This is a genomic window from Pseudomonas sp. LBUM1658 (genome assembly GCF_059716055.1).
The window spans coordinates 1,557,494-1,584,241 of the sequence record NZ_CP166798.1; the positions used below are offsets into that span (position 1 = coordinate 1,557,494).

Below are 26,748 nucleotides of genomic sequence, written 5' to 3' on the forward strand. Positions count from 1 at the left end.
AGATCTCCGGCTACAGTGGCAAATGCCGATTCAACAACGCCCTCAACGCCGCCGGTTTCACAGGTTTGGCCAGATAATCCAGGCCCGCCGCATGGACCTCGACGACCATTTCCGGTCGGCCATCGGCGCTGATCACCACCCCCGGCACCGGCTCGCCAAGTTCGGTGCGCAGCCAGGCCATCAAGCCGGTCCCGGTCTCACCGTTATCCAGGTGGTAGTCCACCAGTGCCAGTTGCGGGCGAATGCCTTCGCTGAGCAGCGTTGCGCATTCATCGCGGTTGCGTGCGGTCCAGACCTGGCAACCCCAGCGCGTCAGCAGGCTATTCATGCCGATCAGGATGCTGTCTTCGTTGTCGATACACAGCACTTGCATGCCGCTCAGCAGTTGGCCGTTATGCTCGGCGACTTTGGCCGGGGCGCTGATTTGCGCGCTGGCCAGTGGCACGCTGACGCTGAATACGCTGCCCTTGCCGGGCCATGAGCGCACCTGCAATTGATGTCCCAGTACCCGGCAAAGTCCGTCGGCAATGGCCAGCCCCAGGCCCAGGCCTTTCTCGGCGCGAGTCTGATGGCTGTCCAGGCGTTTGAATTCTTCAAAAATCACCCGGCGCTTGTCTTCCGCAATGCCCGGTCCACGATCCCAGACTTCCAGGCAGAGTTGCCCGTTGCGACGGCGCACACCCAGCAATACCGGGCCTTTGGCGTAACGAAAGGCGTTGGTCAGGAAGTTCTGCAGAATCCGCCGCAGCAGTTTGATATCGCTGTCGACCCGCAAACGGCTGCCGCGCAGACGAAACTTCGTGCCTTGCTCCTGGGCCAGGGCCTTGAATTCGGCACCGAGGGCATCGAACAAATCGTTGAGGACAAACGGCTTGGAATCCGGGTTGATCATGCCGTTTTCCAGGCGCGACATATCCAGCAGATCGCTGATCAGGTCTTCGGCCGAACGCAGTGAACTGTCCAGGTGATGCACCAACTGCTGCGCCTCGGCGCAGAGCCCGTCTTCTTGATGGGAGAGGGCGGCGGAGAACAGGCGGGCGGCATTCAGCGGTTGCATCAAGTCGTGGCTGACCGCGGCAAGGAAGCGGGTTTTCGACTGGTTGGCCAACTCGGCGGTGCCCTTGGCTTCGGTCAGTGCGACGTTCAGTTGCGACAACTCATGGGTGCGCGCGGTGACCCGTTGCTCCAGCCCTTCGTTGGCCTCGGTCAGCGCCCTTTCGGCTTCGCGGAACGCGGTAATGTCGGTAAAACTCATGACGAAACCGCCGCCGGGCATCGGATTGCCGATCAGCTCGATCACCCGGCCGTTGGGGAATAAACGTTCGGAGGTATGCGCCCGGCCCTGGCGCATCCAGTGCAGGCGTCGGGCCACGTGCACCTCGGCTTCACCGGGGCCGCAGAGGCCGCGCTCGGCGTTGTAGCGGATGATATCGGCAATCGGTCGACCGACGCGGATCAGCCCGTCCGGGTAGTTGAACAGCTCCAGATAGCGTCGGTTCCAGGCCACCAGCTTGAGGGATTGGTCGACCACGCTGATGCCCTGGGTGATGTTCTCGATCGCGCCTTGCAACAGGGCGCGGTTGAATTGCAGCACCTCCGAGGCTTCGTCGGCGATGCGCACCACGTCCTCAAGCTGCATATCCCGGCCTTCGATGGCGGCTTTCACCACCGCCCGGGTCGAGGATGCCCCGAGCACACCGGCCAGCAGACGCTCGGTGTGAGCAATCCATTCGTCGTCGGCATTCTGGTTCGGATTGAAGCCCTTGCCCTGGCGATAAGCGAAGCGAATAAAGCTTTGGCGCGCCCGCTCTTCACCGACAAAACGCGCCGCCAGACTGAGCAGGTCATTGATCTGCACCGCCAGCATCGAGCGGGCGCGGGGACGGGCGCTGATTTCCTGACCGATAAAACGTCCGGCCTGCCAGTGCTCGGAGACCCGGGTCCGCGACAGCACCGAAACCCAGGCGAACAGGGTGAAGTTACCCGCCAGTGACAGCACCACGCCTTGGGTCAGCGGGGTGATGGGCAGGTTCAGCGGATTGCCGTGCAGCCAGGTCAGGCCAGGAAAACTGTTCAGCGACCAGCCGAGGCCGTTGGCGGCAATCGGCAGGACCAGGGTATAGAACCAGAGGAAGGTCCCGGTGGCCAGACCGGCAAACACCCCACGGCGGTTGGCCTGCTTCCAGTACAGCGCACCGAGCATCGCCGGCGCCAGCTGGGTGACCGCGGCGAAGGCGATCTGGCCGATGGTCGCCAGGCTGGCGGTGGAGCCGAGCAGGCGATAGCTGACGTAGGCCAGCAACAGGATTACCACGATGCTCACCCGGCGTACCGAGAGCATCCAGTAACGGAACACTTCGAACGGACGCTCGGCGTTTTTGCGCCGCAGCAGCCACGGCAGCAGCATGTCGTTGGAGACCATGGTCGAGAGTGCCACGCTGGCGACGATGACCATCCCGGTGGCTGCCGAGGCGCCGCCGATAAACGCCAGCAGCGCCAGCGCCGGATGAGACTGGGCCAGTGGCAGGCTGATCACGAAGGAGTCGGGCAGCACCGAGCTGGGCAGCATCATCTGCCCGGCCAGGGCGATCGGCACCACAAACAGTGCGGCCAGCGCCAGGTAGGCGGGGAACACCCACTTGGCCAGATTCAGATCCTGCGGATCGATGTTTTCCACCACCGTAACGTGAAATTGCCGTGGCAGGCAGATGATCGCCATCATCGCGACGCCGGTCTGCACCACCATGGACGGCCAGTTGATGGTTTCTTTCCAGTACTCCTCCAGGCGCGGCGCGAGCATGGCCTGATCGAACAGGTCGTCGAAGCCATCGTATAAACCAAAGGTGACGAAGGCGCCGACTGCCAGAAAGGCGAACAGCTTGACCAGCGATTCGAAGGCGATTGCCAGCACCATGCCACGGTGGTGTTCGGTGGCGTCGAGGTTTCGGGTACCGAAAACGATGGTGAACAGCGCCAGGACCAGCGACACGATCAGCGCCGTATCCTGGGCACGGGTGCCCATGGCGTCAGGCCCTGCACCGATCAACAGGTTTACCCCCAGCACGATGCCCTTGAGTTGCAGGGCAATATACGGCAGGACCCCGACCAGGCAGATCAGTGCGACCACTACCGCCAGCGACTGGGATTTTCCATAGCGGGCGGCGATGAAGTCGGCGATGGAGGTGATGTTCTCCTGCTTGCTGATCATCACCATTTTTTGCAGCACCCACGGCGCCAGCACCAGCAACAGAATCGGCCCCAGGTAGATCGGCAGAAATGACCAGAGTTGTTCGGCGGCCTGGCCCACCGCGCCGAAGAAGGTCCAGCTGGTGCAGTAGACGGCCAGCGACAGGCTATACACCCAGGCACGCATCCGTGGCGGCAACGGCGCACTGCGGCGGTCACCATAGAAGGCGATGGCGAACAGGATGGCCATATAGGCCAGGGCGACGGCGGCAATCAGCCCGCTGGACAGCGACATGGAAACTCCACAGACAAAAGACGCCCGGGCAATTCAGCCCGGTCAGACAGTCTCGCATGCTGGCCGGGATTCGTCAGTGTCGACCAAGGTCTCAGCGCGGCCGGGTGTCGCAGGGGTGTATCGGGTGAATTGTTGTTGTCTGTGCCGGCCTCATCGCGAGCAAGCCCGCTCCCACAGGAATCGCATACACCGATAAAGGTGTGTCAGGCCCAGATCAATGTGGGAGCGGGCTTGCTCGCGATTGGCACAGGCGCTGCCGAGTTACTGAGCTAGCGCGATATCGATCAACTGATGAAGCTCTTCCACCTCCAGCGGCGCCGCTGAAAACAGAATCCGGAACACCGTCGGCGCTGCGACCATATTGATCAGCCGATTCACGCTGGGCAGCGTTTCGGTGCCTTCGCGATACCGCTCGAGGATAATCTGCAATTGACCGCCGATGATGGTCGCGCAGTAACCCAGGGTGGCGCTGCATTGCACGTCGCGCAACATGTTGCGACCCGGTTCGGAGCTCATCTCGTCCAGATACTGTTCCGCCCAGGCCCGCAGGTCGCCGCGCAGGCTGCCGGTGTTGGCCGGTTCACTGTCGGGGCGCATGCGGGCCAGGGCGACGTCGGCCAGCAGTACCGAAAGATCGCCCCAGCGCCGGTAGATGGTCGAGGGTGTGACACCCGCGCGGGCGGCTATTTGCGGCACGGTCACGGTCGAACGCTCCTGCTCTTCGAGGAGTTCGCGGACCGCTGAATGAATCGATTCCTGCACCCGGGCACTGCGGCCACCCGGGCGTAAACCTTCTTTAATTGCCATAGGTCGAACCTTAACACAAAGAATTTGCTTTAAGCTTGGACCAGTAGCACACTCCGCAAAAGCGAAAACTTAGCTTTAATGGAGCGTACCCATGTCCAGTTCCATCGATACTCCGCTATCCAATCGTTCCAGTCTGCTGTTCCTGGCAATCACATTGCTCAGTTTTCTGGCCGCCTCCAGCGCGCCAACGCCCTTGTATCACCTGTATCAGGAGGCGCTGCAGTTTTCTTCGATGACCCTGACCCTGATCTTCGGGGTCTACGCCCTGAGCCTGCTGGCAGCCCTGCTGACGGTCGGTTCACTGTCGGATTACCTCGGGCGCAAGCCGGTGATTTTCGCCGCGCTGCTCCTGGATATGCTGGCGATGCTGCTGTTTATCAATGCCGAAAGTGTCGCCTGGTTGATTGCCGCGAGGGTGCTGCAAGGTTTCGCTACCGGCATGGCGACCAGCGTGCTCGGTGCCGCGTTGCTCGACACCGATCGCCAGCAAGGGCCGCTGGTCAACAGCATGGCGCCGCTGCTGGGCATGGCGTGCGGCGCGATGGGTACCAGTCTGTTGGTGGAGTTCGCGCCGCAACCCTTGCGGTTGGCCTACTGGATTCTGTTCGGCTTGTTTGTGCTGCAGGCGCTGTACGTCTGGCAGTTGCCGGAAAGCGTCAGCCGGCAACCCGGGGCTTGGGCGTCGCTGCGACCGACCCTGCATGTGCCAGCCCAGGCACGTCGGGCGTTATGGCTGTCCTTGCCGGTGGATGTCGCCGTCTGGGCCATGGGTGGTTTCTATCTGTCATTGGCACCGTCGCTGGTCCGCGCTGCGACCGGTTCGACCTCGAACCTGATCGGCGGCGGGCTAGTGGCGGTGTTGACCCTGAGCGGGGCTCTGGCGATTTTCACCCTGCGCAATCACCCCGCCGACAAAGTGCTGCGCCTGGGGGCGAGCCTGTTGGCGATCGGCGTTGCGCTGATCCTGAGCGCCGTGCACAGCGCCAGCCTGCCGCTGTTTTTCTTTGGCACCCTGGTGGCTGGCAGTGGCTTCGGCGCGGGCTTTCTCGGCGCCTTGCGCAGCGTCGCGCCGCTGGCCTTGCCCCATGAGCGCGCCGGGTTGATGTCAGCGTTTTATGTGCTCAGTTACCTGGCGTTCTGCCTGCCGTCGTTACTGGCAGGGAGTCTGACTCGCCGCTTTGGCCTGATTGCGACTACAGACGGATACGGCGCGATGTTGATCCTGCTGGCCCTCGGGGCTTTATTGGGCTTGATGTTGCAGCGGCCGGCGAAGGTCTGTGCGGCTGCCGGCAATTCTTGGCCGATGGAACAATGAGTCGCGGGAAAGTCTGCGCGCCACGGCTTGGTGGGTGTTGTAGCCTTGGCGCCAGGCTCGCGACGACCCAGCCTCCAGTCACAAGGACAGCCCCCATTAAGGACAGCCCCATGAAAATCATTCGCAGCAAATCCTTCACCGGCAACTACGCTTGGGCGGCGCTGGATATTGCCAACATGAACGGCATCACCACCCGCCTGCACTGGACCGACCAGCCCTATAAATGGCACACCAACGATGGCCAGGAAGTCTTTGTAGTGCTCGATGGGCAAGTACGGATGCACTATCGCGAGGATGGGATCGAGCAGGTTGCAGTGCTGGAGATGGGTGACATCTTTTATGCGGATATCGGCACTGAGCATGTCGCCCACCCAGTGGGCGTAGCCAGGGTTCTGGTGGTCGAGTCGGAAGGCAGCGTTTAGGGTTTATATCTGCTGAGCAGATAACAGTTAGAGATATTACCCGTTATATAGATATTCGATGCGGTTCTACCATGAACTCCTCCTCACGCAGAGGACAGGAGTTCAACATGCCATGCCCCAACAGCGTCAAACCCGGCCTTCGGCCATTGAGCCATTTGCAGCACCCCCGCGAAGCCATCCGCCATTTCACCCCCAACTGGTTCGCCGCGACCATGGGTACCGGTGTGTTGGCGTTGGCCCTGGCTCAGCTACCGGTCCAGAGTCCCGGCCTGCAGGCCGTTGCCGAGGGCTTGTGGCTATTCAATATTCTGCTGTTTGTGTTGTTCTGCGGGCTCTATGCCGCACGGTGGCTGTTGTTCTTCGACGAGGCGCGGCGAATTTTCGGCCACTCCACGGTGTCGATGTTTTTTGGCACCATTCCCATGGGTCTGGCGACCATCATCAACGGCTTTCTACTGTTCGGCGTGCCACGTTGGGGCGAGGGCGTGGTGCAACTGGCTGAAGTGCTGTGGTGGCTGGATGTGCTGATGTCGGTGGCTTGCGGGGTGTTGATTCCCTACCTGATGTTCACCCGTCAGGAGCACAGCATCGACCAGATGACTGCGGTCTGGCTGCTGCCGGTGGTGGCCGCGGAAGTCGCAGCCGCCAGCGGTGGCTTGCTGGCCCCGCATCTGCCGGATGTCCATGCGCAGTTGGTTGTTCTGGTCACCAGCTATGTGCTGTGGGCGTTTTCGCTACCGGTGGCCTTCAGCATTTTGACTATTTTGTTACTGCGCATGGCCCTGCATAAACTGCCCCACGAGAGCATGGCTGCCTCGAGCTGGCTGGCCTTGGGGCCGATTGGCACCGGAGCGCTGGGCATGTTGCTGCTGGGCGTGGATGCACCGGCGATCTTCACCGCCAATGGTTTGCCCGGCATCGGCGAAATAGCCGCTGGCCTGGGGTTGGTGGCCGGGATCACGTTGTGGGGCTTCGGGCTCTGGTGGCTGCTGAGCGCACTGCTGATTACCCTGCGTTACCTGCGCGAGGGAATCCCGTTCAACCTTGGCTGGTGGGGTTTTACCTTCCCGCTGGGTGTCTATTCATTGGCCACGCTGAAGTTGGCGAGCACCCTGAATCTGACGTTTTTCAGTGTTTTTGGCAGTGTTCTGGTGGCGGCATTGGCGATCCTCTGGCTGATCGTCTCGAAACGAACCGTCCAGGGGGCCTATCGAGGAGAGCTGTTTGTTTCACCCTGCATTGCAGGATTAACAAAATAGCGGCGAAGATTAGGTAAGGTTGTGGCCTAGATCGAAGATCGACATTCCAATAACAGCATCCACGCCACTCAGGGACATGGAAGATGAGTCACCCCTCGCAGTTCACCTTGCTTCGCACCCGGCGTTTCCTGCCGTTTTTTGTTACCCAGTCCCTTGGGGCGTTCAACGACAATATCTTCAAGCAGTCGCTGATCCTCGCCATTCTGTACAAGCTGACAATCGAGGGCGACCGTTCGATCTGGGTCAATCTCTGCGCCTTGTTGTTCATTCTGCCGTTCTTTCTGTTCTCGGCCCTGGCCGGGCAATTTGGCGAGAAGTTCGCCAAGGACGCGTTGATCCGCCTGATCAAGCTCGGTGAGATCGCGATCATGGCGGTCGGTGCCGTGGGTTTTATGTTCGATCAATTGTCGTTGATGCTGGTGGCGCTGTTCGCCATGGGCACTCACTCGGCGCTGTTCGGTCCGGTGAAGTACTCAATCCTGCCTCAGGCGTTGCACGAAGAGGAGCTGGTGGGCGGTAACGGTCTGGTGGAAATGGGCACCTTCCTGGCGATCCTGGCCGGGACCATCGGCGCCGGGATCATGATGTCCTCCAGTCACTACGCGCCGATCGTGTCCACCGCGATCGTTGGAGTCGCGGTGCTCGGTTATCTGGCCAGTCGCGGCATTCCCCGGGCTGCAGCGGCCACCCCACAGCTGCGCCTGAACTGGAACATTTTCAGCCAGTCCTGGGCCACCTTGCGTTTGGGCCTGGGGCAGACACCCGCAGTGTCCCGCTCGATCGTCGGCAACTCTTGGTTCTGGTTTGTCGGGGCGATTTACCTGACGCAGATTCCGGCCTACGCCAAAGAATGGCTGTATGGCGATGAAACCGTGGTGACGCTGATTCTTACGGTGTTCTCGGTGGGTATCGCGACCGGCTCGATGCTCTGCGAAAAGCTCTCTGGGCGCAAAGTGGAGATTGGCCTGGTCCCGTTCGGCTCGTTCGGCCTGACGGTGTTTGGCCTGCTGCTGTGGTGGCATTCCGGCGGCATCGCGCAGAACGTCCAGGCCAACGACTGGATCGCGGTGCTCAGCTACGGCCCGGCCTGGTGGGTGTTGATCGATATCCTCGGGCTGGGGATTTTCGGTGGCTTCTATATCGTGCCGCTGTACGCGCTGATTCAGTCGCGCACCGCGGAAAACGAGCGGGCGCGGGTCATCGCCGCGAACAACATTCTCAATGCCTTGTTCATGGTGATCTCGGCGATTGTCTCGATCGTTTTGTTGAGCCTGGCCAAGCTGTCGATCCCGCAGTTGTTCCTGGTGGTGTCGCTGCTGAACATCGCGGTGAACGCCTACATCTTCAAGATCGTTCCAGAGTTCAGCATGCGCTTCATGATCTGGCTGCTCAGCCATTCCATGTACCGCGTCGAGCATCGCAACCTGGATCTGATCCCCGACGAAGGTGCGGCGCTGCTGGTGTGCAACCATGTGTCGTTCGTCGATGCCTTGCTGATTGGCGGGGCGGTACGTCGGCCGATTCGCTTTGTGATGTATTACAAGATCTACAACCTGCCCGTGCTGAACTTCATCTTTCGCACCGCCGGGACCATCCCGATCGCCGGGCGCCAGGAAGATATCCAGATCTACGAAAGCGCCTTCAAGCGGATCGCTCAGTACCTGAAGGACGGCGAACTGGTGTGCATTTTTCCGGAAGGCAAGTTGACTGCCGATGGCGAGCTCAATGAGTTCAAGAACGGGCTGACGCGGATTCTCGAAGAGACTGCGGTGCCGGTGATTCCTTTGGCTTTGCAGGGGCTGTGGGGGAGTTTCTTCAGTCGCGATCCGGGCAAGGGTTTGTTTCGTCGATTGTGGTCGCGGGTGACGCTGGTGGCGGGGCCGGCGGTGGCCACCGAGGCGGCAGAGCCTGAGAAGCTGCGGGTTTTGGTTGGGGAGTTGCGCGGGGCGGTTAGATAGACAGTGTCTGCCGGCCTCATTGTAGGAGCGAGCTTGCTCGCGATGGACGTTAACGATAACGCGTGTTTTCTGAATAAACACGCCGCCCTTGAGTCCATCGCGAGCAAGCTCGCTCCTACAGAGGCTAGGCCGGATGCCTAAGCGCTGACCTTGAGCCCAACCAACCCGGCTATGATCAACGCCACACTGGCCAGCCGAAACAGCGCCATCGACTCACCAAACAGAATGATCCCGGCAATCACTGTGCCGACCGCGCCCACTCCGGTCCAGATCGCGTAAGCGGTGCCCAGCGGCAGCTCTTTCATGGCCAGGCCCAGCAAGCCAAGGCTGATCGCCATGGCGGCAACGGTCAGGGCGGTGGGCAGAGGGCGGCTGAAACCGTCGGTGTATTTCAGGCCGACGGCCCAGCCCACTTCGAACAGGCCGGCGAAAAACAGAATGATCCAGGACATGGAAGACCTCCATCGAATGACGGGGTCGTCCCCAGATTAATGACTCGATTGAGCTGCGAGGTCGTCCTCGCGATGGGCAATATAGTGCCCAGTATTAATCTGAGGATCAAGTTTGCCGGTTTTTGAACAACTTATTCAAAAACACCGCAGATCCAATAATGTGGGAGCGAGCTTGCTCGCGATGAGGCACTTACATTCAACAGAGATGTTGACTGCCAGTCCGCTATCGCGAGCAAGCTCGCTCCCACATGAGATACCCATTAACCGACCTATCGCGTCAGCTTAGATCCCCTGCGGAGTCTCTTCGCCACCCAATGCTTCAACCAGCATCGGAAGGAACTCGCCGAAGGTCAGCATCATCAGGGTAAAGCTGGCGTCCTGCTGGCCGAGGGCATCGTCGCCGCCGTCCTGTTCCGCCTGATCCTGCAGCAGGTCTTCGAACTTCAGGCGCTTGACCACCATCTTGTCGTCGAGCACGAAAGACAGTTTGTCCTGCCAGGCCAGTGACAGCTGGGTCACCACTTTACCGGTGCTCAGGTGCAGCTGGATTTCGTCGCTGGTCAGGTCCTGACGCTTGCACCGGACGATGCCGCCGTCTTCGTGGGTATCGCGCAGTTCGCATTCGTCGAGGACGAAGAACCCATCGGCAGCCTTTTGGGTTTTTACCCAGTCGGTCATGGTGGCGGTCGGTGCCATTTTCACGGTCAGCGGACGCACTGGCAGCGAGCCAATCACTTCCCGCAGGGTCGACAGCAGGTCTTCGGCGCGTTTCGGGCTGGCCGAGTTGACCAGGATCAGGCCCTGTTTTGGCGCGATGGCGGCAAATGTGGCCGAGCGACGGATAAAGGCACGGGGCAGGAAGGCCTGGATGATTTCATCCTTGAGCTGGTCGCGCTCCTTCTTGTAGACCTTGCGCATCTGCTCGGCTTCAATCTCTTCGACTTTTTCCTTCAGGGCATCACGCACGACACTGCCCGGCAAAATGCGTTCTTCCTTGCGCGCGGCGATCAGCAGGAAGTCCTGGCTGACGTGGACCAAAGGCGCATCTTCGCCCTTGCCAAATGGCGCGACGAAACCGTAGGTGGTCAACTCCTGGCTTGCACATGGACGCGCCAGTTTGGTGGCCAATGCGGTTTCCAACGCCTCGGCATCAAAAGGCAGATCTTGGGTCAGGCGATAGATAAGCAGGTTTTTGAACCACATGGGGTGAATCTCTCCTTTATACAAAAGGGGGGCATTATTCGCTTCGAAGCTCCATAGGCCAACCCTTAGCTAAGCCTTTGGAAGGCCTGAAAAAATTATTATAAAAAGTGCTTGCCAGAGTAGAGGGCGCTCCGTAGAATGCGCGCCACACCGAAAGTGAAGGGTGATTAGCTCAGCTGGGAGAGCATCTGCCTTACAAGCAGAGGGTCGGCGGTTCGATCCCGTCATCACCCACCATTCGCTTCAAGTGTTACGCGCAGCGGTAGTTCAGTCGGTTAGAATACCGGCCTGTCACGCCGGGGGTCGCGGGTTCGAGTCCCGTCCGCTGCGCCATATTCGGTAACCTGGAACGCTGAACGCCAGGTCACCACAGAAAGCCCGCCTAGTGCGGGCTTTTTGCTGTCAGGCTTTTGCAAAGTTCTATCTAATTTGAATATTTTTTTATTTAAATCAGCACGTTATGAATTTTTGTGAGAGAATGCGCCTACACCGAAAGTGAAGGGTGATTAGCTCAGCTGGGAGAGCATCTGCCTTACAAGCAGAGGGTCGGCGGTTCGATCCCGTCATCACCCACCATTACTTCAAGTGTTACGCGCAGCGGTAGTTCAGTCGGTTAGAATACCGGCCTGTCACGCCGGGGGTCGCGGGTTCGAGTCCCGTCCGCTGCGCCATATTCGGCTTCAAGGCCCTTGAACTCCTTGAAGCAACAAAAAAAGCGACCTTGAGTCGCTTTTTTTGTGCTTGCGATTCGGTGAAACGCTTTATTTTCTTACATTACGTGTCGATTACTCGACGTTGCGGGCATGCCGGTAATCACTGACGGCCTCGTAACTGCCTTGCGCAAAGGGTGAGGATCAGTAAAAGCACGCCGGATATAAGGCGCAAGATAAACACCTATGTCGGTTTATAGCCCCGCTATGCCTTGGCCAAAGTTGTACGGCTAGAAGCCATTGCGCCAAATGTGGTGAGAAACGGCCGGTCCTGCTGTGCGTTCGGGACGACAGCCAAAGTCGTCCAATCTGGCAAAATGCGTTTAAACACGTGAACTTATCGGAAATTTCCGGCTCACATGCCGGTAGCCATTGGTCGTGGCCGCCTGATAAGCTCGCGACTTTACACTCGATTGCCCTTTAGGCGCATGAACAAGGAAATAGCATGAAACAGCATCGGTTGGCGGCGGCGGTGGCCCTGGTTGGCCTGGTACTAGCGGGTTGTGATTCGCAGACCAGCGTAGAGCTGAAAACCCCGGCGCAAAAAGCTTCCTATGGCATCGGCCTGAACATGGGCAAAAGTCTTGCCCAGGAAGGCATGGATGATCTCGATTCCAAAGCGGTAGCCCAGGGCATCGAAGATGCCGTCGGCAAGAAAGAACAGAAGCTCAAAGATGACGAGCTGGTCGAAGCCTTCGCTGCACTGCAGAAGCGTGCTGAAGAGCGTATGGCCAAGATGAGTGAAGAGTCGGCAGCCGCCGGCAAGAAATTCCTCGAAGATAACGCCAAGAAAGCCGGTGTAACCACCACCGCTTCCGGTCTGCAATACGAAGTGGTCAAGAAAGTCGATGGCGCTCAGCCCAAGTCGACTGACGTAGTGACTGTTCACTACACCGGCAAGCTGACCAACGGTACCGTTTTCGACAGTTCCGTCGAGCGTGGCAGCCCGATCGACTTGCCAGTCAGCGGTGTGATCCCGGGTTGGGTCGAAGGCCTGCAACTGATGCACGTTGGCGAGACCTACAAGCTGTACATTCCAAGCGAACTGGCCTACGGCGCGCAAAGCCCAAGCCCGGCAATCCCGGCCAACTCGGTGCTGGTATTCGACCTGGAACTGCTGGCGATCAAGGATCCGGCAAAACAAGACGCAATCAAAGAAGACGCACCCAAGTAATCCGCGTCTGATCGACAACAGCGCCCCGTCCATTCGGGGCGTTGTTGCATCTAGTGATTGACGCCGGGCAAAGAAAGCGAACCCACGCCTGCGCAAACAGTCATATCATTGAGATTGCCGGTGCTAGTCGCAGTCGCACCGCCAAGTCAATGAAATAATGGGTTTTTTTATGTGAGTAAAAAACGCCCGATCTGAGTTCAGCCCTTATGGATCGGGGCTTTCAGGCGTTAAAAGCGGCTCTGTTCACAAGGTTATCCACAATTTGTGTGGATAACATTTCAGTGGGAGGGATGATGAAAACACCCTGGAATTTCGCCCGTTTCCTGCCCCTGGCAGGCAGACTGCTGGCCCGCGGGCGTTTGCCGACTCTGCTCTTTGCGGTAGCGAGCAAGGGCGTGAGCCAAGGCAGCCGTCTGGGCAAGCTCAAAGATGACCTACGATTGTTACAGGCATTGTGTCTGGCCTATTGGCGTGGCGAGTATCGGGCGATCAGTCCGAAAGCGCTGCTGTCAGTGGTTGCGGGCCTGATGTATTTCCTAAGCCCGCTGGATGCCATTCCGGATTTCTTTCCGATGTTCGGCATGCTCGATGATATCGCCGTACTGGCTTGGCTGATGAAAACCCTGGATGACGAACTCAATGCCTTCCGTGCTTGGCGGGCACGCCAAGTGCCGGAAAAACTGGCGGTGGTCGAGCGTTTACCGGACACACCGGAACAACTCCAGCTGCAAGGACCAAAAAAAACTTGAATTGATTCAGGCTCATCCATAGATTCATAGCCCCTTGCGACCTTGCCGGCTGTTAGGATTACACTTCCAAGGAATAGTGCCGACTCGCTTAGTGTTGTTGTCCTACGGGGTAGTAATGGATATTCAGATAATTGCACGCGATGGCGAGCCCGAATATGCGGTTCTGCCGTGGGCTCAGTATCAGGCTCTATTGAAGGCTGCAGGCGTTACCCAACAACCGCCACGAGAAGCAACAGTTCGTCAGGCGCCAGCAGCAGGCCAGATTCTTCCTGGTCTGGATCAGTTACGCAGTTTGCGCGAAGGGAAGGGCATCGCCATCGAGGCGCTGGCCCGCACAGTAGGCATCAGCCCGTCTTATCTGGCCTTGATCGAAAGCGGTGAGCGTCAACCAGACGCTGCTATTCGCCGCAGCTTGGCCTGGGAGTTGACGGTGCCAGGGTGGAGGGACGAGTCGTGAGCGTACGCATCAGTCGACAACACTGGGACGGGTTGCTGAGTGAGCTCGATCAAGCCCGCCGCCAGCGCCATTTACTGACTTACCGGGCCTTGCTTGAGCGCTTGCAGCTACCCAGCCCGGCCATGCAAACCCTGACTGCCGCCCTGGAGCACCTGGCGGCGCTGGATGCCCGAGCGGAGCAGCCGTTGCGCAGTTCACTGGTGATCAGCCAGGGCGCAAGCCGATTGCCGCGCACCGGATTCTTCGAGTGTGTCGAGCGCCTTGGGCGTTTCTCCGGACCTTCCGATGGCGTTGCTGCCGCTTCCTGGCATGCGTCCGAGGTGGTACGGGTTTTCGAGTATGACTATCCCGAATCGGCGGAGGCTTGAATGCTCTGGCGACTGAGAGCGCGAGCCAGTTACTGGCTGGCGCGCAGGCTGTTTCATTGGTCGTGGTTCGTGCGTCAGCCACGTGGCTGGCAGTGGCTTGAAGGCCAGTTCTCGCGTATGGCGAACCTCGGGGACGTCGGTGCGCAGAGTTTTTACGGGCATATCCTGACCTTCCGCGGCCAAGGTCTGGGTGCTCGCGAAGAAGGCGTGCGCTTGTTGCGCCTGGCGGCGCTGGCAGGGGACGGCAAGGCGGCCTATCAGGTAGGCGTGATCAGCCTCGCGGGAACTCCCGGCAAAGCGCCTGACGCGGCAGAGGCGGCTCGTTGGTGGGCAATAGCGGCGAAGGCCGGGCATCCGCTGGCCGAGATCAAGCTTCAGCAACTGGAATCGACCGGTGGTTCCGAGAAACTGTAGGAGCGAGCTTGCTCGCGATATAGGTAACGATAACGCGTTTTTTCTGAATAAACGCGCCGCCTTTGAGTCCATCGCGAGCAAGCTCGCTCCTACAATAGAGACCCCACCAGCAACCCAACCTCCCGGCTGTCGATCACATGAATACTGGATCCCGGCACGTTCTTGGCGTGATGCTTGGCCTGTGACGCCAGTTCCGCCAGCTGGCTGGAGTCGAGTTGTCCACAGGCCTGTGGATATAAGTGCACGACACCGATGGATAGCGACAGCAGGGCAAATTCCTGGCGGATGCCTTGGCGGTTGGGGGCGATAAAGCAACCGGCTTCCAGATGTTCGCTGCGATAGAAACGGCGGCATTGGCTGTGGAAGTCATCCTGTAGCTGGTTCAAACGCTTGCGCCACTCCTCAGGACCCAGCACCAGCAGAAAATCATCGCCGCCAATATGCCCGACAAAGTCGCGGCTCGGGTCGACGCGATCATTCAGGCACTGCGTCAGACACAGCAGCACTTCGTCGCCCCGGCCGTAGCCATAGATATCGTTGAAGGGCTTGAAGCTGTCGATGTCGACATAACAAATCACCGATTCGCGAGCCTGTTGCAGCAGGCGCGTCAGGCACTGCTGGATCGGCACGTTCCCCGGCAACAGGGTCAGGGGGTTGGCGTAGCGGGCTTGCTGGATCTTCAGCTCGGTGATCAGCTTGAGCACATCGATTACTCGTCCCAGCCCCAGGTAACCGCCATTGAGGGTGATGATGAAGTCCTCTTCGATCCGTTGCCGTGCGCGGCTGGTGATCAGGCGGCTGACCTGTTGCAGGGACTGGCTGAGCTCGACCGCAAGGAAGTCATCGTTCATCAGGCGGCTGATGGGCTTGCGGGCGAACAGGTCGGTGGCGAAAGGCTTGAGCAGTACATCCGACAGCGAATGGCGGTGGACGATGCCGCAGGGCTGGCCCTGATCATCGAGTACCGCCAGGGAGTTGAGGTTGGCCTGGCGCCGGAAGGCTTCGAGGACGGTCGCGGTCGGTGTGTCACGGCTTACTGCCGGTTGTTCGTTGAGCAGGGCGCTGAGGTCGCTGCCTTCATCGTTGAGGGCGATCGTGGAGCTGTCATGTTTGGGCATCAGGGTTCGCGCTTCTTGCGGCGGATGCTCCTGGGGGCGGCAGAGCAGATAACCCTGGACCAGATCGACGCCCATTTCGGTCAGCACCGCGAGTTCTTCCGACAGTTCGATCCCTTCAGCGATCACTTGCGCCCGAGAGGCTTTGGCGATTTGCAGGATCGAGCCGACGAACTCGCGCTTGAGGGCGTCCTGATGGATGCCATCAATGAAATGCCGGTCGATTTTCACGTAGTCCGGACGTAGTTCGGACCACAACCGCAGGCTGGAATACCCCGCGCCGAGATCGTCCAGTGCAATCGAAAACCCCATGTCCCGGTAGTGATGCAGCGCACTCTGCAGCAATTGGAAATCGTCGGTCGGGGTCTGTTCGGTGAGTTCGATGACGACCTGGCTCGGTTCGATGCCGAAATTCTGCAGCAACTGCAGCGTGCGGCCGGGCTGGTGAGCCGCTTCGAGGAGGGATTCGGGGGAAACGTTGAGGAACAGTTTTCCCGGGAGTTTCTGTTCGTTGAAACCTCGGCAGGCGCTGTGACGGCAAGCTATCTCCAGCTCATTGAGGCGACCGGCCTTGCGAGCCACGGCGAACAGCGCAGTGGGCGAGTGCAGCGGGCTGTTTGACGGCCCTCGAGTGAGGGCTTCGTAACCGAGGATGCGTCTTTCGGAGAGGGAAATGATCGGCTGGAACAGGCTGTGTAAAGCGCTTTGAGCGAGTATTGAACTCAAGGCGCTCAGCTGTTCAGTGGTGGTCATGGCATTCTCGGTCGATAAAAAAAGGACTGGGAGCGCGCTACTTTTCAGCGGCGTCTCCCAGTCCTGTATTTCACGACAGAATGATGACTATTTGATGACGCTCCGGGGAGCGTTCATATTAAATTGCCATTATCGTCAGTGCTTGGCCACCGCAGTGTTGAGCTTCAAGTAGTCCAATAGAATCCGCCCGGTTTCGCTGAGGTAGGCATCGTCTTCTGGCTTGGTCTTGTCCGGCTCGGCCGCGATCGCGTCCTCGTCTTCCTTCTTCAGCTCTTTGAGCGGCTCTTCACCCTTGGCCTTGCGGCGGATGTTTTCCATCACCAGCTGCTTGGCTTCGATATCGGTGTGCTGCGCCCGACGTTCGACTTCGTTGAGGCTGACGGTTTTTTCGGTCATCAGCTGCTGGGCCAGGGCCAGTTTGTCGCGGATGAACACGAACTCCGCGTCCTTGGCCGTGCGTATGTCATGCTCGGACTTCAGTTGCGCCAGGTACGGTTTGAACGGATCCAGAGCCGGCTTGATCGCAGGACGGATGGTGTCCCACGGCATGGCCTCGGGCAGGGCGCTCTCGCCGATTTCCTTGGTGTCGAGGATCGACGGGTAATCGATATCCGGCAGCACGCCCTGATGCTGGGTGCTCTGACCGGAAACCCGGTAGAACTTGGCCAGTGTCAGTTTCAGCTCACCGTGATTCAGCGGCTGGATAGTCTGCACGGTGCCTTTGCCGAAGGTCTGGCCACCGACGATCAACGCGCGGTGGTAGTCCTGCATGGCGCCGGCAAAAATTTCCGAAGCCGAAGCCGACAGACGGTTGACCAGCAAGGCCATCGGACCTTTGTAGAAGGCACCCGGATTTTCGTCTTCCAGCACATCGACCCGACCGTCGGCATTACGCACCAGCACGGTCGGACCTTTGTCGATGAACAGACTGGTCAGCTCGGTAGCTTCCTGCAGCGAGCCGCCGCCGTTGTTGCGCAGGTCGATGACCACGCCGTCGACTTTTTCTTTTTGCAGTTCGGTCAGCAGCTTCTTCACATCGCGGGTGGTGCTCTTGTAATCCGGATCACCGGCGCGGAAGGCTTTGAAGTCAAGATAGAAGGCCGGAATTTCAATAATCCCGAGCTTGTAGTCCTTGCCGTCCTGTTTCAGCTTGAGGATCGACTTTTTCGCCGCCTGCTCTTCCAGTTTCACCGCTTCGCGAGTGATGGCCACGATCTTGCTGGTCTGGTCATTCGGCGCGTTGCTGGCCGGGATCACTTCCAGGCGCACCACCGAGCCTTTTGGCCCGCGGATCAGCTTGACCACTTCGTCCAGACGCCAGCCGACGACATCGACCATTTCCTTGTCGCCCTGGGCGACGCCGATGATCTTGTCAGCCGGTGCAACCTGTTTGGTCTTGTCCGCCGGGCCTGCCGGCACCAGACGCACGACTTTTACCTGGTCATTATCGCTCTGCAACACGGCGCCGATGCCTTCCAGCGACAGGCTCATGTTGATGTCGAAGTTTTCCGCGTTATCCGGCGACAGATAGTTGGTGTGCGGGTCGTAGGACATGGCGAAGGTGTTGATGTAAGCCTGGAAGATGTCTTCGGCACGGGTCTGGTCGAGGCGCGCCAGCTGATTCTTGTAGCGCTTGGTCAGCAGCTCTTGAATCGCCTTGGGCTCTTTGCCGGAAATCTTCATGCGCAGGACTTCGTCCTTGACGCGTTTGCGCCACAGGTCGTCCAGTTCTGCGGTGGTCTTGAGCCATGGAGCGTCCTTGCGATCGATCAGCAAGTTCTCCTTGACGGTGAAGTCGAATTTGTCGACGCCTTTGTTCAGCTCGGCCAAGGTGAAGTCCAGACGCGCTTTGACGCGGTCCAGATAACGCTTGTAGATGGTGAACCCGGGTTTCAGGTCGCCGCTCTTGAGGAAATCGTCAAATTGGTTTTTCCATTTGTCGAATTCGGCAATATCGCTGGCGAGAAAGTAACTGCGCGACGGATCCAGCAGCTTCAGGTAGCTGTCATAGATAATCACAGAGCGCGCGTCATCGAGCGGCGGCTTGCTGTAATGGTGACGCTTGAGCAACTCGACGACGTTAAGGCTGGCGATCACCTCGTCACGATCGGGCTGAAGCTTGTCCCAGCTATTGGCTGCGAATGAATTGGTCGACAACGGCAATAGACCGAGGCCGATGAAAAGAGCTAGGGCGGTGCTGGGGAACAAATGCTTCATGCTGATTCGACGCGGGGGCAATTGATAACGCATATTAGGCCGTCTTTGAAGTCGCCGGTTCCATTGGGGCCGGTCGCATAATGCAAAAAACCCGACGCTACAGCAACGGGCTCAGTTCAGACTCACTATGGAGGCACTGTGAAGGCATTGCAAGGCGTGGAAGGTCAAGCGGTATGGGTAGAAGAGCCGAGTCCCGTATGTGATGTTGGGCAAGTTCGCATTCGAGTGGCGGCTGCGGGCTTGAACCGGGCCGATCTGTTACAGCGAGCGGGGCTCTATCCCGCGCCACCGGGTGCCAGCCAGGTATTGGGGCTGGAGTGTTCCGGGGTGATCAGCGAAGTCGGGCCGGGTTCGACCTGGCAGGTGGGCGATCGCGTCTGCGCGCTGCTGGCCGGTGGAGGCATGGCCGAGGAAGTGGTGGTTGACGGACGTCACGTGTTGCCGGTACCTGAGGGATTGTCGCTGGTCGAAGCGGCGGCGTTGCCCGAGGTTTACAGCACCGCGTGGTTGAACCTGTTCCAGCTGGCTGCGCTCAAGCCCGGCGAGAAAGTACTGTTGCACGCGGGCGCCAGCGGTGTCGGCTCGGCGGCTATTCAGCTGTGCAAGGCATTTGGCAATCCATGCTGGGTGAGTGTCGGTTCGGCGGATCGGCTGGCGTACTGCGAAGCGTTGGGTGCCCAAGGTGGCGTGGTCCGTACCGATGGTCTGGAAAGTTTGAATGACCTAGGCCCATTCGACGTCATCCTTGATCCGGTGGGCGCCAACTATGCCGAGTTGAACCTTAAACTTCTGGCGCGCGATGGTCGCTGGGTGTTGATCGGTCTGATGGGCGGTCGCCAGGCGCAGGTGGACCTGGCTCAGGTGTTGGCCAAGCGCGTGCAACTGCTGGGTTCGACCCTGCGCAGTCGGGACGAGCAATTCAAGGCCGACCTGTTCAGCGACCTGAGTCAGCACGTCTGGCCGCTATTCGGCGAAGGGCGCCTCAGCCCGCAACTGGCCAAGACCTTCCCGATCAAGGACGCAGAGGCTGCCTTTGCCGAACTTGCGACCAACAAGGTGTCGGGCAAACTGGTGTTGGTGATTGACGAGAGTCTGGTCTGAAACCTTGAAACCTTCGCGGGCAAGTGTGGCGAGGGGGCTTGCCCCCGCTGGAGCGCGAAGCGGTCCTAAAACCTGCCAGCGCGTTGTGTCAGGCACACCGCGTTTACCGACTTTACGACTGCTGCGCAGCCGAGCGGGGGCAAGCCCCCTCGCCACAACAAGCCCCTCGCCACATTGGTCATCCAGTACGGCTACTTCCACTGATGTATCGGCCACCCGGCTTTTTCGGCGTGTTCAAGCAGCACCGGATCCGGGTTGACCACATGGGGGAAGTCGACTTTCAGCAACAATGGCAAATCGTTGCGTGAGTCCGAGTAGAAGCTCGCGCCTTCGAGGTTTTCCTCTTCGGTGTCCAGCCACTCCAGCAGACGGGTGATCTTGCCTTCGCGGTAGGTCAGGGTGCCGAGGGTCTTGCCGCTGTAGACGCCGTGGGTCACTTCCAGTTCGATCGCCAATATTTCGTCGACGCCCAGGCGCTCGGCAATGGGCTTGACCAGGTGGGTGCCAGAGGCCGAGATCACCAGAATCCGGTCGCCGGCCTTGCGGTGTGCGGCGATCGCTTTGCAGGCGTCGCTAAATATGATCGGCTCGATCACATCCTCGACCCAGGGTGCCACCAGGTGCTCGAGCTCTTCAGGCGTGCGCCCCGCTATCGGTTCCAGGCTGAAGGCCATGTAGTCTTCCATGTTCAGCTTGCCATGGCTGTAGGCGTCCATCAGCTCGTTGTTGCGCCGCATGAAGGACTCGCCGTCGACCCAGCCGAGGCGGCCCATCTGTTCGCTCCACAAGGTGGCGCAGTCGCCATGGATCAGGGTTTCGTCCAGATCAAAAATTGCCAAAGCCATCAGTGCAGCTCTCTCTTCAGAATAATCAGGCGCATCAAAGGCATCAGGCTACCTCACACAGGGCCGAAGGATCGATGGAAAGCGCCAGCCGTTGACCGTCGGCATGCATATCAGCCGCCGAACGGTTCAGCACATCGACCACCAGTTCCACGCCGCGCGCTTCGATACGATAACGAATCACGTTGCCCAGCAGGCTGTGGCTGCGGACCTGCGCATCGAGTTCACCGTTCAGGCTCAACTCGATGGCTTCCGGACGAATGGCGATGCGCCCGGTGATCGGCCGTTGCAGCAGTTTGCTGGCGCTGTCGGCATCCAGCAGGTTGTAGTTGCCGATAAAACCCGCGGCGAACACGTCTATTGGCGCGGTGTAGAGGGTTTCAGCGTCACCACTCTGGACGATCTTGCCCTGGTTCATCAGAAAGATCCGGTCAGACATGGTCAGGGCTTCTTCCTGATCGTGGGTGACGAAGATGGTGGTCAAGCCCAGCTCGCGCTGGATCTGCCGAATCTGTTCGCGCAGGTGTTTGCGAATCCGTGCATCCAGCGCCGACAGCGGCTCATCCAGCAGCAGCAGGCGTGGCCGGGTCACCAGCGAGCGGGCCAGGGCCACCCGTTGGCTTTGGCCACCGGACAGCTGATGGGGATAACGCGCGGCAAAGTCGGTCAACTCCACCAACTGCAGCACCTCAAGCACGCGCTTGCGACTGTCTTCGGCATTGACTTTTTGCATGCGCAGGCCAAAGGCGACGTTCTGTTCCACGGTCATGTTGGGGAACAGCGCATAACTCTGGAACACCATGCCGATCCCGCGTTTTTGCGGGCTCAGCGGGACCAGGTCGTGGCCATCGAGGAGGATGTTGCCACCGTCCACTGCGGTCAGCCCGGCGATGCAGCGCAGCAAGGTGGACTTGCCGCAGCCGGACGGGCCGAGCAGGGTGACGAACTCACCTTTCTGGATTTCGCAGTTGATGTCGCTGAACACCGTGGTGCCCGCGTAATTTTTCTGCAGGTGTTGGACGCTGACGAAGCTCATTGGCTTTTGTCCTTGTTCAAGATATTGGCAGCCCAGGTCAGAACCAGCACAAAGAAAAAGTAAGAAATCACCAGTGCACTGGTGAAGTGGCCGCTGCTGTTGCGCATGTTGTTCAGGTAGACCTGCAAGGTTTCGTAACGGGTGCCGACCAGGATGTTGGCGAACACGAATTCACCGAAGAGGAACGAGAAGGACAGCAGCAACGCCACCATCAGGCCCTTGCGCAGGTTTGGCAGCACCACCAGAAACGCCGCCTGCCAGGTACTGGCACCGAGCAGTTGGGCGGAGTCCATCAGGTCGCGCAGGTTGATCGCCTGCAGGTTGTTGGTGATTGCCCGGTACATGAACGGCAGCGCCACGGTGAAGTAGCAGCCGATCAGGATCCATGGCGTGCCGACCATCGCGAACGGCCCGGAACCATAGAGCTGCAACAGCCCTACCGAAGACACCACGGGGGGTATCGCGAAGGGCAACAGGATCAGGATGTTCATCAGTGCGTCAAGCTTGGGGAAGTGGTAATGCACCACGAACAGCAGCGGCAGAATCAGCACCACCGACAGCACCAGAGCGCCGACACAGACCAGCAACGACTGACCGAAAGCCCCGAGAAAACGCGGGTCGCTCCACAGCTGGATATACCATTTGAGGGTAAAACCGCTGGGTAGAATGGTCGCCGACCAACTGCTGGAAATCGAGTAGATCAACGTTCCGGCCAGCGGCAGCAAGAGAATGGCAAACAGCAGGTACACCACTATCCGGTGGTAGAGGACTGCAGGGCCGATTTCAGCGCGAGACATGGTAGCTCCTCTTCAACAGCAACTGATGCACGATGGTGACCAGGGTCATCAGTGCCACCAGCACCACGGCCAGGGCGCTGGCCATATTAGGGTCCAGGGAGATGTCGCCGGAGACCATCGCCGCGATGCGGATCGTCAGCACGTTGAAGTTACCGGTCGTCAGCGCATACACCGTGGCGTAGGCGCCAAGGGCATTGGCCAGCAGGATCACGAAGGTCCCGAGCAGCGCAGGCGTCAGCACTGGCAGGCCAATGTGCCGCCAGTACTGCCAGCCGTTAGCCCCCAGCAGGGCGGCGGACTCACGCCAGTCTTCGCGCAGGGCGTCGAAGGCCGGGTAGAGCAGCAGCACCCCCAGCGGAATCTGGAAATAGGTGTAGAGAATGATCAGCCCGGTCTTGGAGTACAGGTTGAAATCCTGAATGATCCCGGCCTGCTTGAGCATGATGGTGAAGGTGCCGTTGAAACCGAGCAGGATGATGAAGGCAAAGGCCAGGGGGACGCCGGAAAAGTTGCTGGTCATGTTGGCGAAGGCGTTGACGAAGTTGCGCAGGCGCGAGTCGACCCGGCGCAGCGAGTAGCTGCCCAGCACGGCGATGATGATCCCGAACATGCTGGACCAGAAACTGATCTCCAGGCTGTATCGAATCGCCTGCAGATAGAACCTGGAGTTGAAGATCTTGCTGAAGTTGGCCAGACCCCAGCCGAACTCTTCCGATTGCACGCTGTGGAGCATCACCCAGAACAGCGGGGCGATCTGGAACACGGTAAAGAACAGCGCAAAGGGCACCAGGCACAGCACCGCCAGCCATTTGCCACGAGTGATCGAGTTCACTTCAACAGCTCCCGGCAGACTGGTTTGTCGTGGGCGACACCCAGCAACTCGCAGATAGTCCCGCAGAGTTCGGTCTGTTTTGGCGCGGCGTGGCGATTGAGGCTGAAGGCATCGCCGAGGACAAACAGCGGCACTTCACGCTCTTCCGGGAGCAGGCCGTTGTGCGAGCGGTCGTTGTTCATGCCGTGGTCGGCGGTCACCAGTACCTGATAACCGGCGTCGAGCCAGCCTTGCAGGTAGTCGGCGAGGATGATGTCGGCCGAGCGAGCGCTGTTGCGGTACTGGGGGGTATCGAGGCCGTGCTTGTGTCCGGCGTCGTCAATGTTCATGGGGTGTACCAACAGAAAATTCGGCGAGTGCCGCAGGCGCAGGTTCTCCGCGTCGGCGAACAGATGCGAATCCGGATAGTGATCGCTCCAGTAAAAATGCCCGTGCTGGATCGGCAGATCCGCGTTTTCGGTGTGGCGATCGCGTGCCGCGTTGAAGGGCGAACGGTTATACAGCTCGCTGACCCAGTGATAGGCCGCGGCGGCGGTGCTGAGCCCGGCATCGCTGGCGTAATGAAATACGCTGCGCTGGTTGGACAGACGCGAAACGTTGTTATGGACGATGCCGCTGTCGATCGGCGCAACGCCAGTCAAAATGCATTCATAGAGCGGTCGGGACAGTGCCGGCAGTTCGCACTCGATTTTATAGAGCACCGCGCGACCTGCGCCGGTGTAGGCCTGCAGGTGCCCCATGGCATGCCGGGCGACCTCGTAATTCAGACCATCGAGCACCACGAGGATGACGTTGTGTGGCATGGGGCGGCGACTCCGAAATCGAGACTGAAACTGGAACTGATCGGCGTAGGAGTTGCCGAAGGCTGCGATCTTTTGATCTTTGACTTGAGACTCAAGTGAGCTTGGGAAAAAGATCGCAGCCTGCGGCAGCTCCTACAGGATTGGCGTTCGGCAAGGGATTGCCTGTGTACTCGGTCGGCGTAGGAGCTGGCGAAGCCTGCGATCTTTTGATCTTTGACTTGGGGCTCAAGTGAGCCTGGGAAAAAGATCGCAGCCTTCGGCAGCTCCTACGGATGCAGCATTACTGCATATTAATAATCACTTCTTCCTGCCACTTCTGCGGCAAGCCTTTGGAGGTCTTTTCCCAGGCATCGGCGTCCTTGATAGGCGTGACCTTTTTGTACTGTTCGTTCGGTAGCAGTTGCGCCTGGACGTCAGCCGGTAACTTCAGGTGTTCGGCACGGATCGGCCGGGCATTGCCACGCGCCAGATTGGTCTGGCCGGCATCGCTGAAGATGTACTCGCGGGCCAGTTTGGCGGCGTTCGGGTGTTTCGCGTATTTGTTGATAATGGTGGTGTAACCGGAAATCACCGAACCGTCAGACGGGATCAGCACGATGTAATCGTCCTTGTTGACCATTTTGTTGCGATAGCTCAAACCGTTAAAGTCCCAGACCACACCGACTTCGATTTCGCCCTTCTCCATGGTGGCAATGGTCGGGTTGGCCATCGAAAGACGACCTTGCTTGGCGATCTCGGCGAACATCAACAGCGCCGGTTGAATGTTCTTTTCATCGCCGCCCTTGGAGATGGCCGCTGCCAGCACGCCGTTGGCAGCCTGGGCGGCGGTGCTCACGTCACCGATGGAAACCTTGTATTTGCCTTTCTCCAGGTCTGCCCAGCTTTTCGGGGCTTCGGAGCCGTGCAGCAGCTTTTTATTGATGATGAACGCGATGGTGCCGGTGTAGGCCAGCGCCCAGTTACCGTCCTTGTCTTTCGCCCAATCCGGGATCTGATCCCAGGTGCTTGGCTTGTAAGGCTGGACCACGCCCTGTTTGACCGAGATGGGCCCGAACGCTGCGCCGACATCGCCGATATCAGCGCTGGCGTTGTCTTTTTCCGCGGCGAACTTGGCGATTTCCTGGGCCGAGCTCATGTCGGTGTCGATGTGCTTGAGGCCATAGATCTTCGCCAGGTCTTCCCAAGTGCCTCTCCAGTTGGCCCAGTCATCGGGCATGCCGACGCTATTGACCGCACCTTCCGCTCTCGCAGCGGCCTCCAGGGTTTTCAAATCGGTATCAGCTGCCATGGCTGCGGTGCACATGGCAATGGTCGAGCCTAACAGTGATGCCAGGAAAAGCTGTTTCATCCGAAGCTCCTTTGGGCGTTTTCAACGCTGCGTTTTAGCTACAGTCTTTGGGGGTGGTTGGTCTAGGTCAGCAATACCTGAGCCAATTTAGGCGGGCTGGATGACATTCTGATGTCGCTGTCATGCCCGCAAGGATTTATCGAGCGCCTGTACGGACGCTGCGAGATAAGCGTAGACCATGACTAAAAGGCTGATATGAAAGGACTTGGCCATTAAATTGCAGGTGTCTGGATCAACCGTTCGGCGGCTTCGTCATCTGACAGTCACATGCATTGCCTAGGCTTGCGAAGAGTTTAAGGAGCCGATTTTATCCACGGTTCTGCCCGGAAACAGTGCTGGTCTAGTCCAGAAAGGTAACCTTGATGCGTGAAGAGGCCACCAAAGCGGTGACAACCATTGGGCAGGTGTTGCAGGAGCAGATCAAACACGGTCTGTTGCCGCCCGGTGGCAAACTGCCGGCCGAACGCAAACTCAGTGAGTTGTTCGGTACTACGCGAATTACTGTGCGCGAGGCGTTGTTGCAGCTGGAAGCGCAAGGTCAGATTTATCGGGAAGAACGCCGCGGCTGGTTTGTCTCGCTGCCACGCCTGGCCTACAACCTGATGCAGCGCAGTCACTTCCACGCGATGGTCAGTGCCCAGGGCCGGGTACCGTCCACCGAAGTGATTTCGGCGCGGCTGCAACCGGCGTCGGCGGCGGTCTGTGCCTGGTTGCAGTTGCCGGCTCTGTCGAGCGTAATCCAGATCTGCCGCGCGCGACGTATTGATGGGCGACTGGTGTTGTATGTCGAGCACTACCTCAATCCGCAGTATTTTCCGGGGATTCTCGAGTTCGATCTCAATAAGTCGATTACCGAGTTGTATGCGCGGCATTACGATTTGCACTATGGGCGGGTGCGGTTCGAGATTGTGCCGACTGCGTTGCCGCTGGATGCGGCGGCGGCGCTGCGGGTGTCGCTGGGGAGTCCGGGGTTACGGATTGCGCGGGTTAATTATGATCAGCATGGGCGGTTGATCGATTGTGATCTGGAGTTTTGGCGGCATGATGCGATACATGTCGGGGTGGATGTGGCTTGAGTTTGAGTTGCAATAAGGTGTAGTGGGGAACGGTAAATAAGTTGGCTGGGTTAATTAAT

At 59.1% G+C, this 26,748-nt stretch carries 23 protein-coding genes and 4 tRNA genes; 15 read left to right on the plus strand and 12 right to left on the minus strand.

What is annotated here, in order from left to right; all coding sequences use genetic code 11:
- Positions 1-10 precede the first annotated feature (10 nt).
- Entirely contained in the window at positions 11-3,481 is a 3,471-nt protein-coding gene (locus tag ACA064_RS07150) for a hybrid sensor histidine kinase/response regulator (RefSeq protein WP_497672749.1), read from the minus strand.
- Positions 3,482-3,742: 261 nt separating this feature from the next.
- Positions 3,743-4,288: a TetR/AcrR family transcriptional regulator gene (locus ACA064_RS07155; protein ID WP_497672750.1), complete on the minus strand. Its 546-nt coding sequence runs from the start codon at positions 4,286-4,288 to the stop codon at positions 3,743-3,745.
- Between the two features lie 91 nt (positions 4,289-4,379).
- On the opposite strand from ACA064_RS07155, the gene ACA064_RS07160 reads away from it, so the two are divergent.
- The 4 genes from ACA064_RS07160 to ACA064_RS07175 all read left to right on the plus strand — a co-directional run bounded on the left by ACA064_RS07160 (position 4,380) and on the right by ACA064_RS07175 (position 9,242).
- Entirely contained in the window at positions 4,380-5,603 is a 1,224-nt protein-coding gene (locus ACA064_RS07160) for an MFS transporter (RefSeq protein WP_497672751.1), read from the plus strand.
- A gap of 110 nt (positions 5,604-5,713) precedes the next feature.
- Complete coding sequence (locus ACA064_RS07165) at positions 5,714-6,025, plus strand: cupin domain-containing protein (protein WP_497672752.1); 312 nt, start codon at positions 5,714-5,716, stop codon at positions 6,023-6,025.
- Positions 6,026-6,132: 107 nt separating this feature from the next.
- Positions 6,133-7,284 (plus strand): TDT family transporter, encoded by a 1,152-nt coding sequence (locus tag ACA064_RS07170; RefSeq protein ID WP_497672753.1) that lies wholly within the window; start codon positions 6,133-6,135, stop codon positions 7,282-7,284.
- An 83-nt stretch (positions 7,285-7,367) separates the two neighbouring features.
- Positions 7,368-9,242, plus strand: coding sequence for an MFS transporter (locus ACA064_RS07175; protein WP_497672754.1), 1,875 nt, complete (start codon positions 7,368-7,370; stop codon positions 9,240-9,242).
- Positions 9,243-9,379: 137 nt separating this feature from the next.
- Here the strand turns inward: ACA064_RS07175 and sugE are convergent, their stop codons facing one another.
- Together sugE and rdgC are read right to left on the minus strand one after the other, a co-directional pair.
- The gene (sugE, locus tag ACA064_RS07180; RefSeq protein WP_027922462.1) at positions 9,380-9,694 is read right to left on the minus strand and encodes a quaternary ammonium compound efflux SMR transporter SugE; all 315 of its coding nucleotides are present in this window, start codon (positions 9,692-9,694) and stop codon (positions 9,380-9,382) included.
- A gap of 282 nt (positions 9,695-9,976) precedes the next feature.
- Positions 9,977-10,897, minus strand: a complete 921-nt coding sequence (gene rdgC, locus ACA064_RS07185; RefSeq protein WP_150640257.1) for a recombination-associated protein RdgC — start codon at positions 10,895-10,897, stop codon at positions 9,977-9,979.
- Between the two features lie 161 nt (positions 10,898-11,058).
- Here rdgC and ACA064_RS07190 point away from each other — a divergent pair.
- The 9 genes from ACA064_RS07190 (at position 11,059) to ACA064_RS07230 (ending at position 14,769) form a co-directional block, all read left to right on the plus strand.
- A tRNA-Val gene (locus ACA064_RS07190) sits at positions 11,059-11,134 on the plus strand.
- A gap of 19 nt (positions 11,135-11,153) precedes the next feature.
- Positions 11,154-11,230: transfer RNA gene (locus ACA064_RS07195), tRNA-Asp, on the plus strand.
- 167 nt (positions 11,231-11,397) lie between these two features.
- Positions 11,398-11,473 (plus strand) — tRNA-Val (locus ACA064_RS07200).
- Positions 11,474-11,491: 18 nt separating this feature from the next.
- Positions 11,492-11,568: transfer RNA gene (locus ACA064_RS07205), tRNA-Asp, on the plus strand.
- Positions 11,569-12,052: 484 nt separating this feature from the next.
- Positions 12,053-12,781 (plus strand): BamJ family beta-barrel-assembly machinery protein, encoded by a 729-nt coding sequence (bamJ, locus tag ACA064_RS07210; protein ID WP_497672755.1) that lies wholly within the window; start codon positions 12,053-12,055, stop codon positions 12,779-12,781.
- A gap of 293 nt (positions 12,782-13,074) precedes the next feature.
- Complete coding sequence (locus ACA064_RS07215; protein WP_497674186.1) at positions 13,075-13,530, plus strand: YkvA family protein; 456 nt, start codon at positions 13,075-13,077, stop codon at positions 13,528-13,530.
- A 115-nt stretch (positions 13,531-13,645) separates the two neighbouring features.
- The gene (locus tag ACA064_RS07220; protein WP_497672756.1) at positions 13,646-13,987 is read left to right on the plus strand and encodes a helix-turn-helix domain-containing protein; all 342 of its coding nucleotides are present in this window, start codon (positions 13,646-13,648) and stop codon (positions 13,985-13,987) included.
- Positions 13,984-14,355, plus strand: a complete 372-nt coding sequence (locus ACA064_RS07225; RefSeq protein ID WP_497672757.1) for a hypothetical protein — start codon at positions 13,984-13,986, stop codon at positions 14,353-14,355. The genes ACA064_RS07220 and ACA064_RS07225 overlap by 4 nt, the downstream gene beginning before the upstream one ends.
- Positions 14,356-14,769 (plus strand): SEL1-like repeat protein, encoded by a 414-nt coding sequence (locus tag ACA064_RS07230; protein ID WP_497672758.1) that lies wholly within the window; start codon positions 14,356-14,358, stop codon positions 14,767-14,769.
- Between the two features lie 89 nt (positions 14,770-14,858).
- Here ACA064_RS07230 and ACA064_RS07235 read toward each other — a convergent pair whose 3' ends face one another.
- Together ACA064_RS07235 and ACA064_RS07240 are read right to left on the minus strand one after the other, a co-directional pair.
- Positions 14,859-16,637, minus strand: coding sequence for a bifunctional diguanylate cyclase/phosphodiesterase (locus ACA064_RS07235; protein WP_497672759.1), 1,779 nt, complete (start codon positions 16,635-16,637; stop codon positions 14,859-14,861).
- A 135-nt stretch (positions 16,638-16,772) separates the two neighbouring features.
- Positions 16,773-18,854 carry a carboxy terminal-processing peptidase gene (locus ACA064_RS07240; protein WP_497672760.1) on the minus strand — a complete coding sequence of 694 codons (2,082 nt, stop codon included), beginning with the start codon at positions 18,852-18,854 and terminating at the stop codon, positions 16,773-16,775.
- A gap of 138 nt (positions 18,855-18,992) precedes the next feature.
- On the opposite strand from ACA064_RS07240, the gene ACA064_RS07245 reads away from it, so the two are divergent.
- Positions 18,993-19,955, plus strand: coding sequence for a zinc-binding dehydrogenase (locus ACA064_RS07245; RefSeq protein WP_497672761.1), 963 nt, complete (start codon positions 18,993-18,995; stop codon positions 19,953-19,955).
- Between the two features lie 191 nt (positions 19,956-20,146).
- Here ACA064_RS07245 and ACA064_RS07250 read toward each other — a convergent pair whose 3' ends face one another.
- The 6 genes from ACA064_RS07250 to ACA064_RS07275 all read right to left on the minus strand — a co-directional run bounded on the left by ACA064_RS07250 (position 20,147) and on the right by ACA064_RS07275 (position 25,613).
- The gene (locus ACA064_RS07250; protein WP_497672762.1) at positions 20,147-20,800 is read right to left on the minus strand and encodes an HAD family hydrolase; all 654 of its coding nucleotides are present in this window, start codon (positions 20,798-20,800) and stop codon (positions 20,147-20,149) included.
- 43 nt (positions 20,801-20,843) lie between these two features.
- The gene (locus ACA064_RS07255; protein WP_497672763.1) at positions 20,844-21,833 is read right to left on the minus strand and encodes an ABC transporter ATP-binding protein; all 990 of its coding nucleotides are present in this window, start codon (positions 21,831-21,833) and stop codon (positions 20,844-20,846) included.
- Positions 21,830-22,630, minus strand: coding sequence for an ABC transporter permease (locus tag ACA064_RS07260; protein WP_497672764.1), 801 nt, complete (start codon positions 22,628-22,630; stop codon positions 21,830-21,832). Before ACA064_RS07260 ends, ACA064_RS07255 begins: the two co-directional genes overlap by 4 nt.
- The gene (locus ACA064_RS07265) at positions 22,617-23,462 is read right to left on the minus strand and encodes an ABC transporter permease (protein WP_497672765.1); all 846 of its coding nucleotides are present in this window, start codon (positions 23,460-23,462) and stop codon (positions 22,617-22,619) included. The genes ACA064_RS07260 and ACA064_RS07265 overlap by 14 nt, the downstream gene beginning before the upstream one ends.
- Positions 23,459-24,265, minus strand: coding sequence for an alkaline phosphatase family protein (locus tag ACA064_RS07270; RefSeq protein WP_497672766.1), 807 nt, complete (start codon positions 24,263-24,265; stop codon positions 23,459-23,461). Before ACA064_RS07270 ends, ACA064_RS07265 begins: the two co-directional genes overlap by 4 nt.
- Positions 24,266-24,545: 280 nt before the next feature.
- Positions 24,546-25,613 (minus strand): extracellular solute-binding protein, encoded by a 1,068-nt coding sequence (locus tag ACA064_RS07275; RefSeq protein ID WP_497672767.1) that lies wholly within the window; start codon positions 25,611-25,613, stop codon positions 24,546-24,548.
- A 362-nt stretch (positions 25,614-25,975) separates the two neighbouring features.
- Between ACA064_RS07275 and ACA064_RS07280 the strand changes: the two genes are divergently transcribed.
- Positions 25,976-26,689, plus strand: coding sequence for a UTRA domain-containing protein (locus tag ACA064_RS07280; protein ID WP_497672768.1), 714 nt, complete (start codon positions 25,976-25,978; stop codon positions 26,687-26,689).
- Positions 26,690-26,748: the final 59 nt, after the last annotated feature.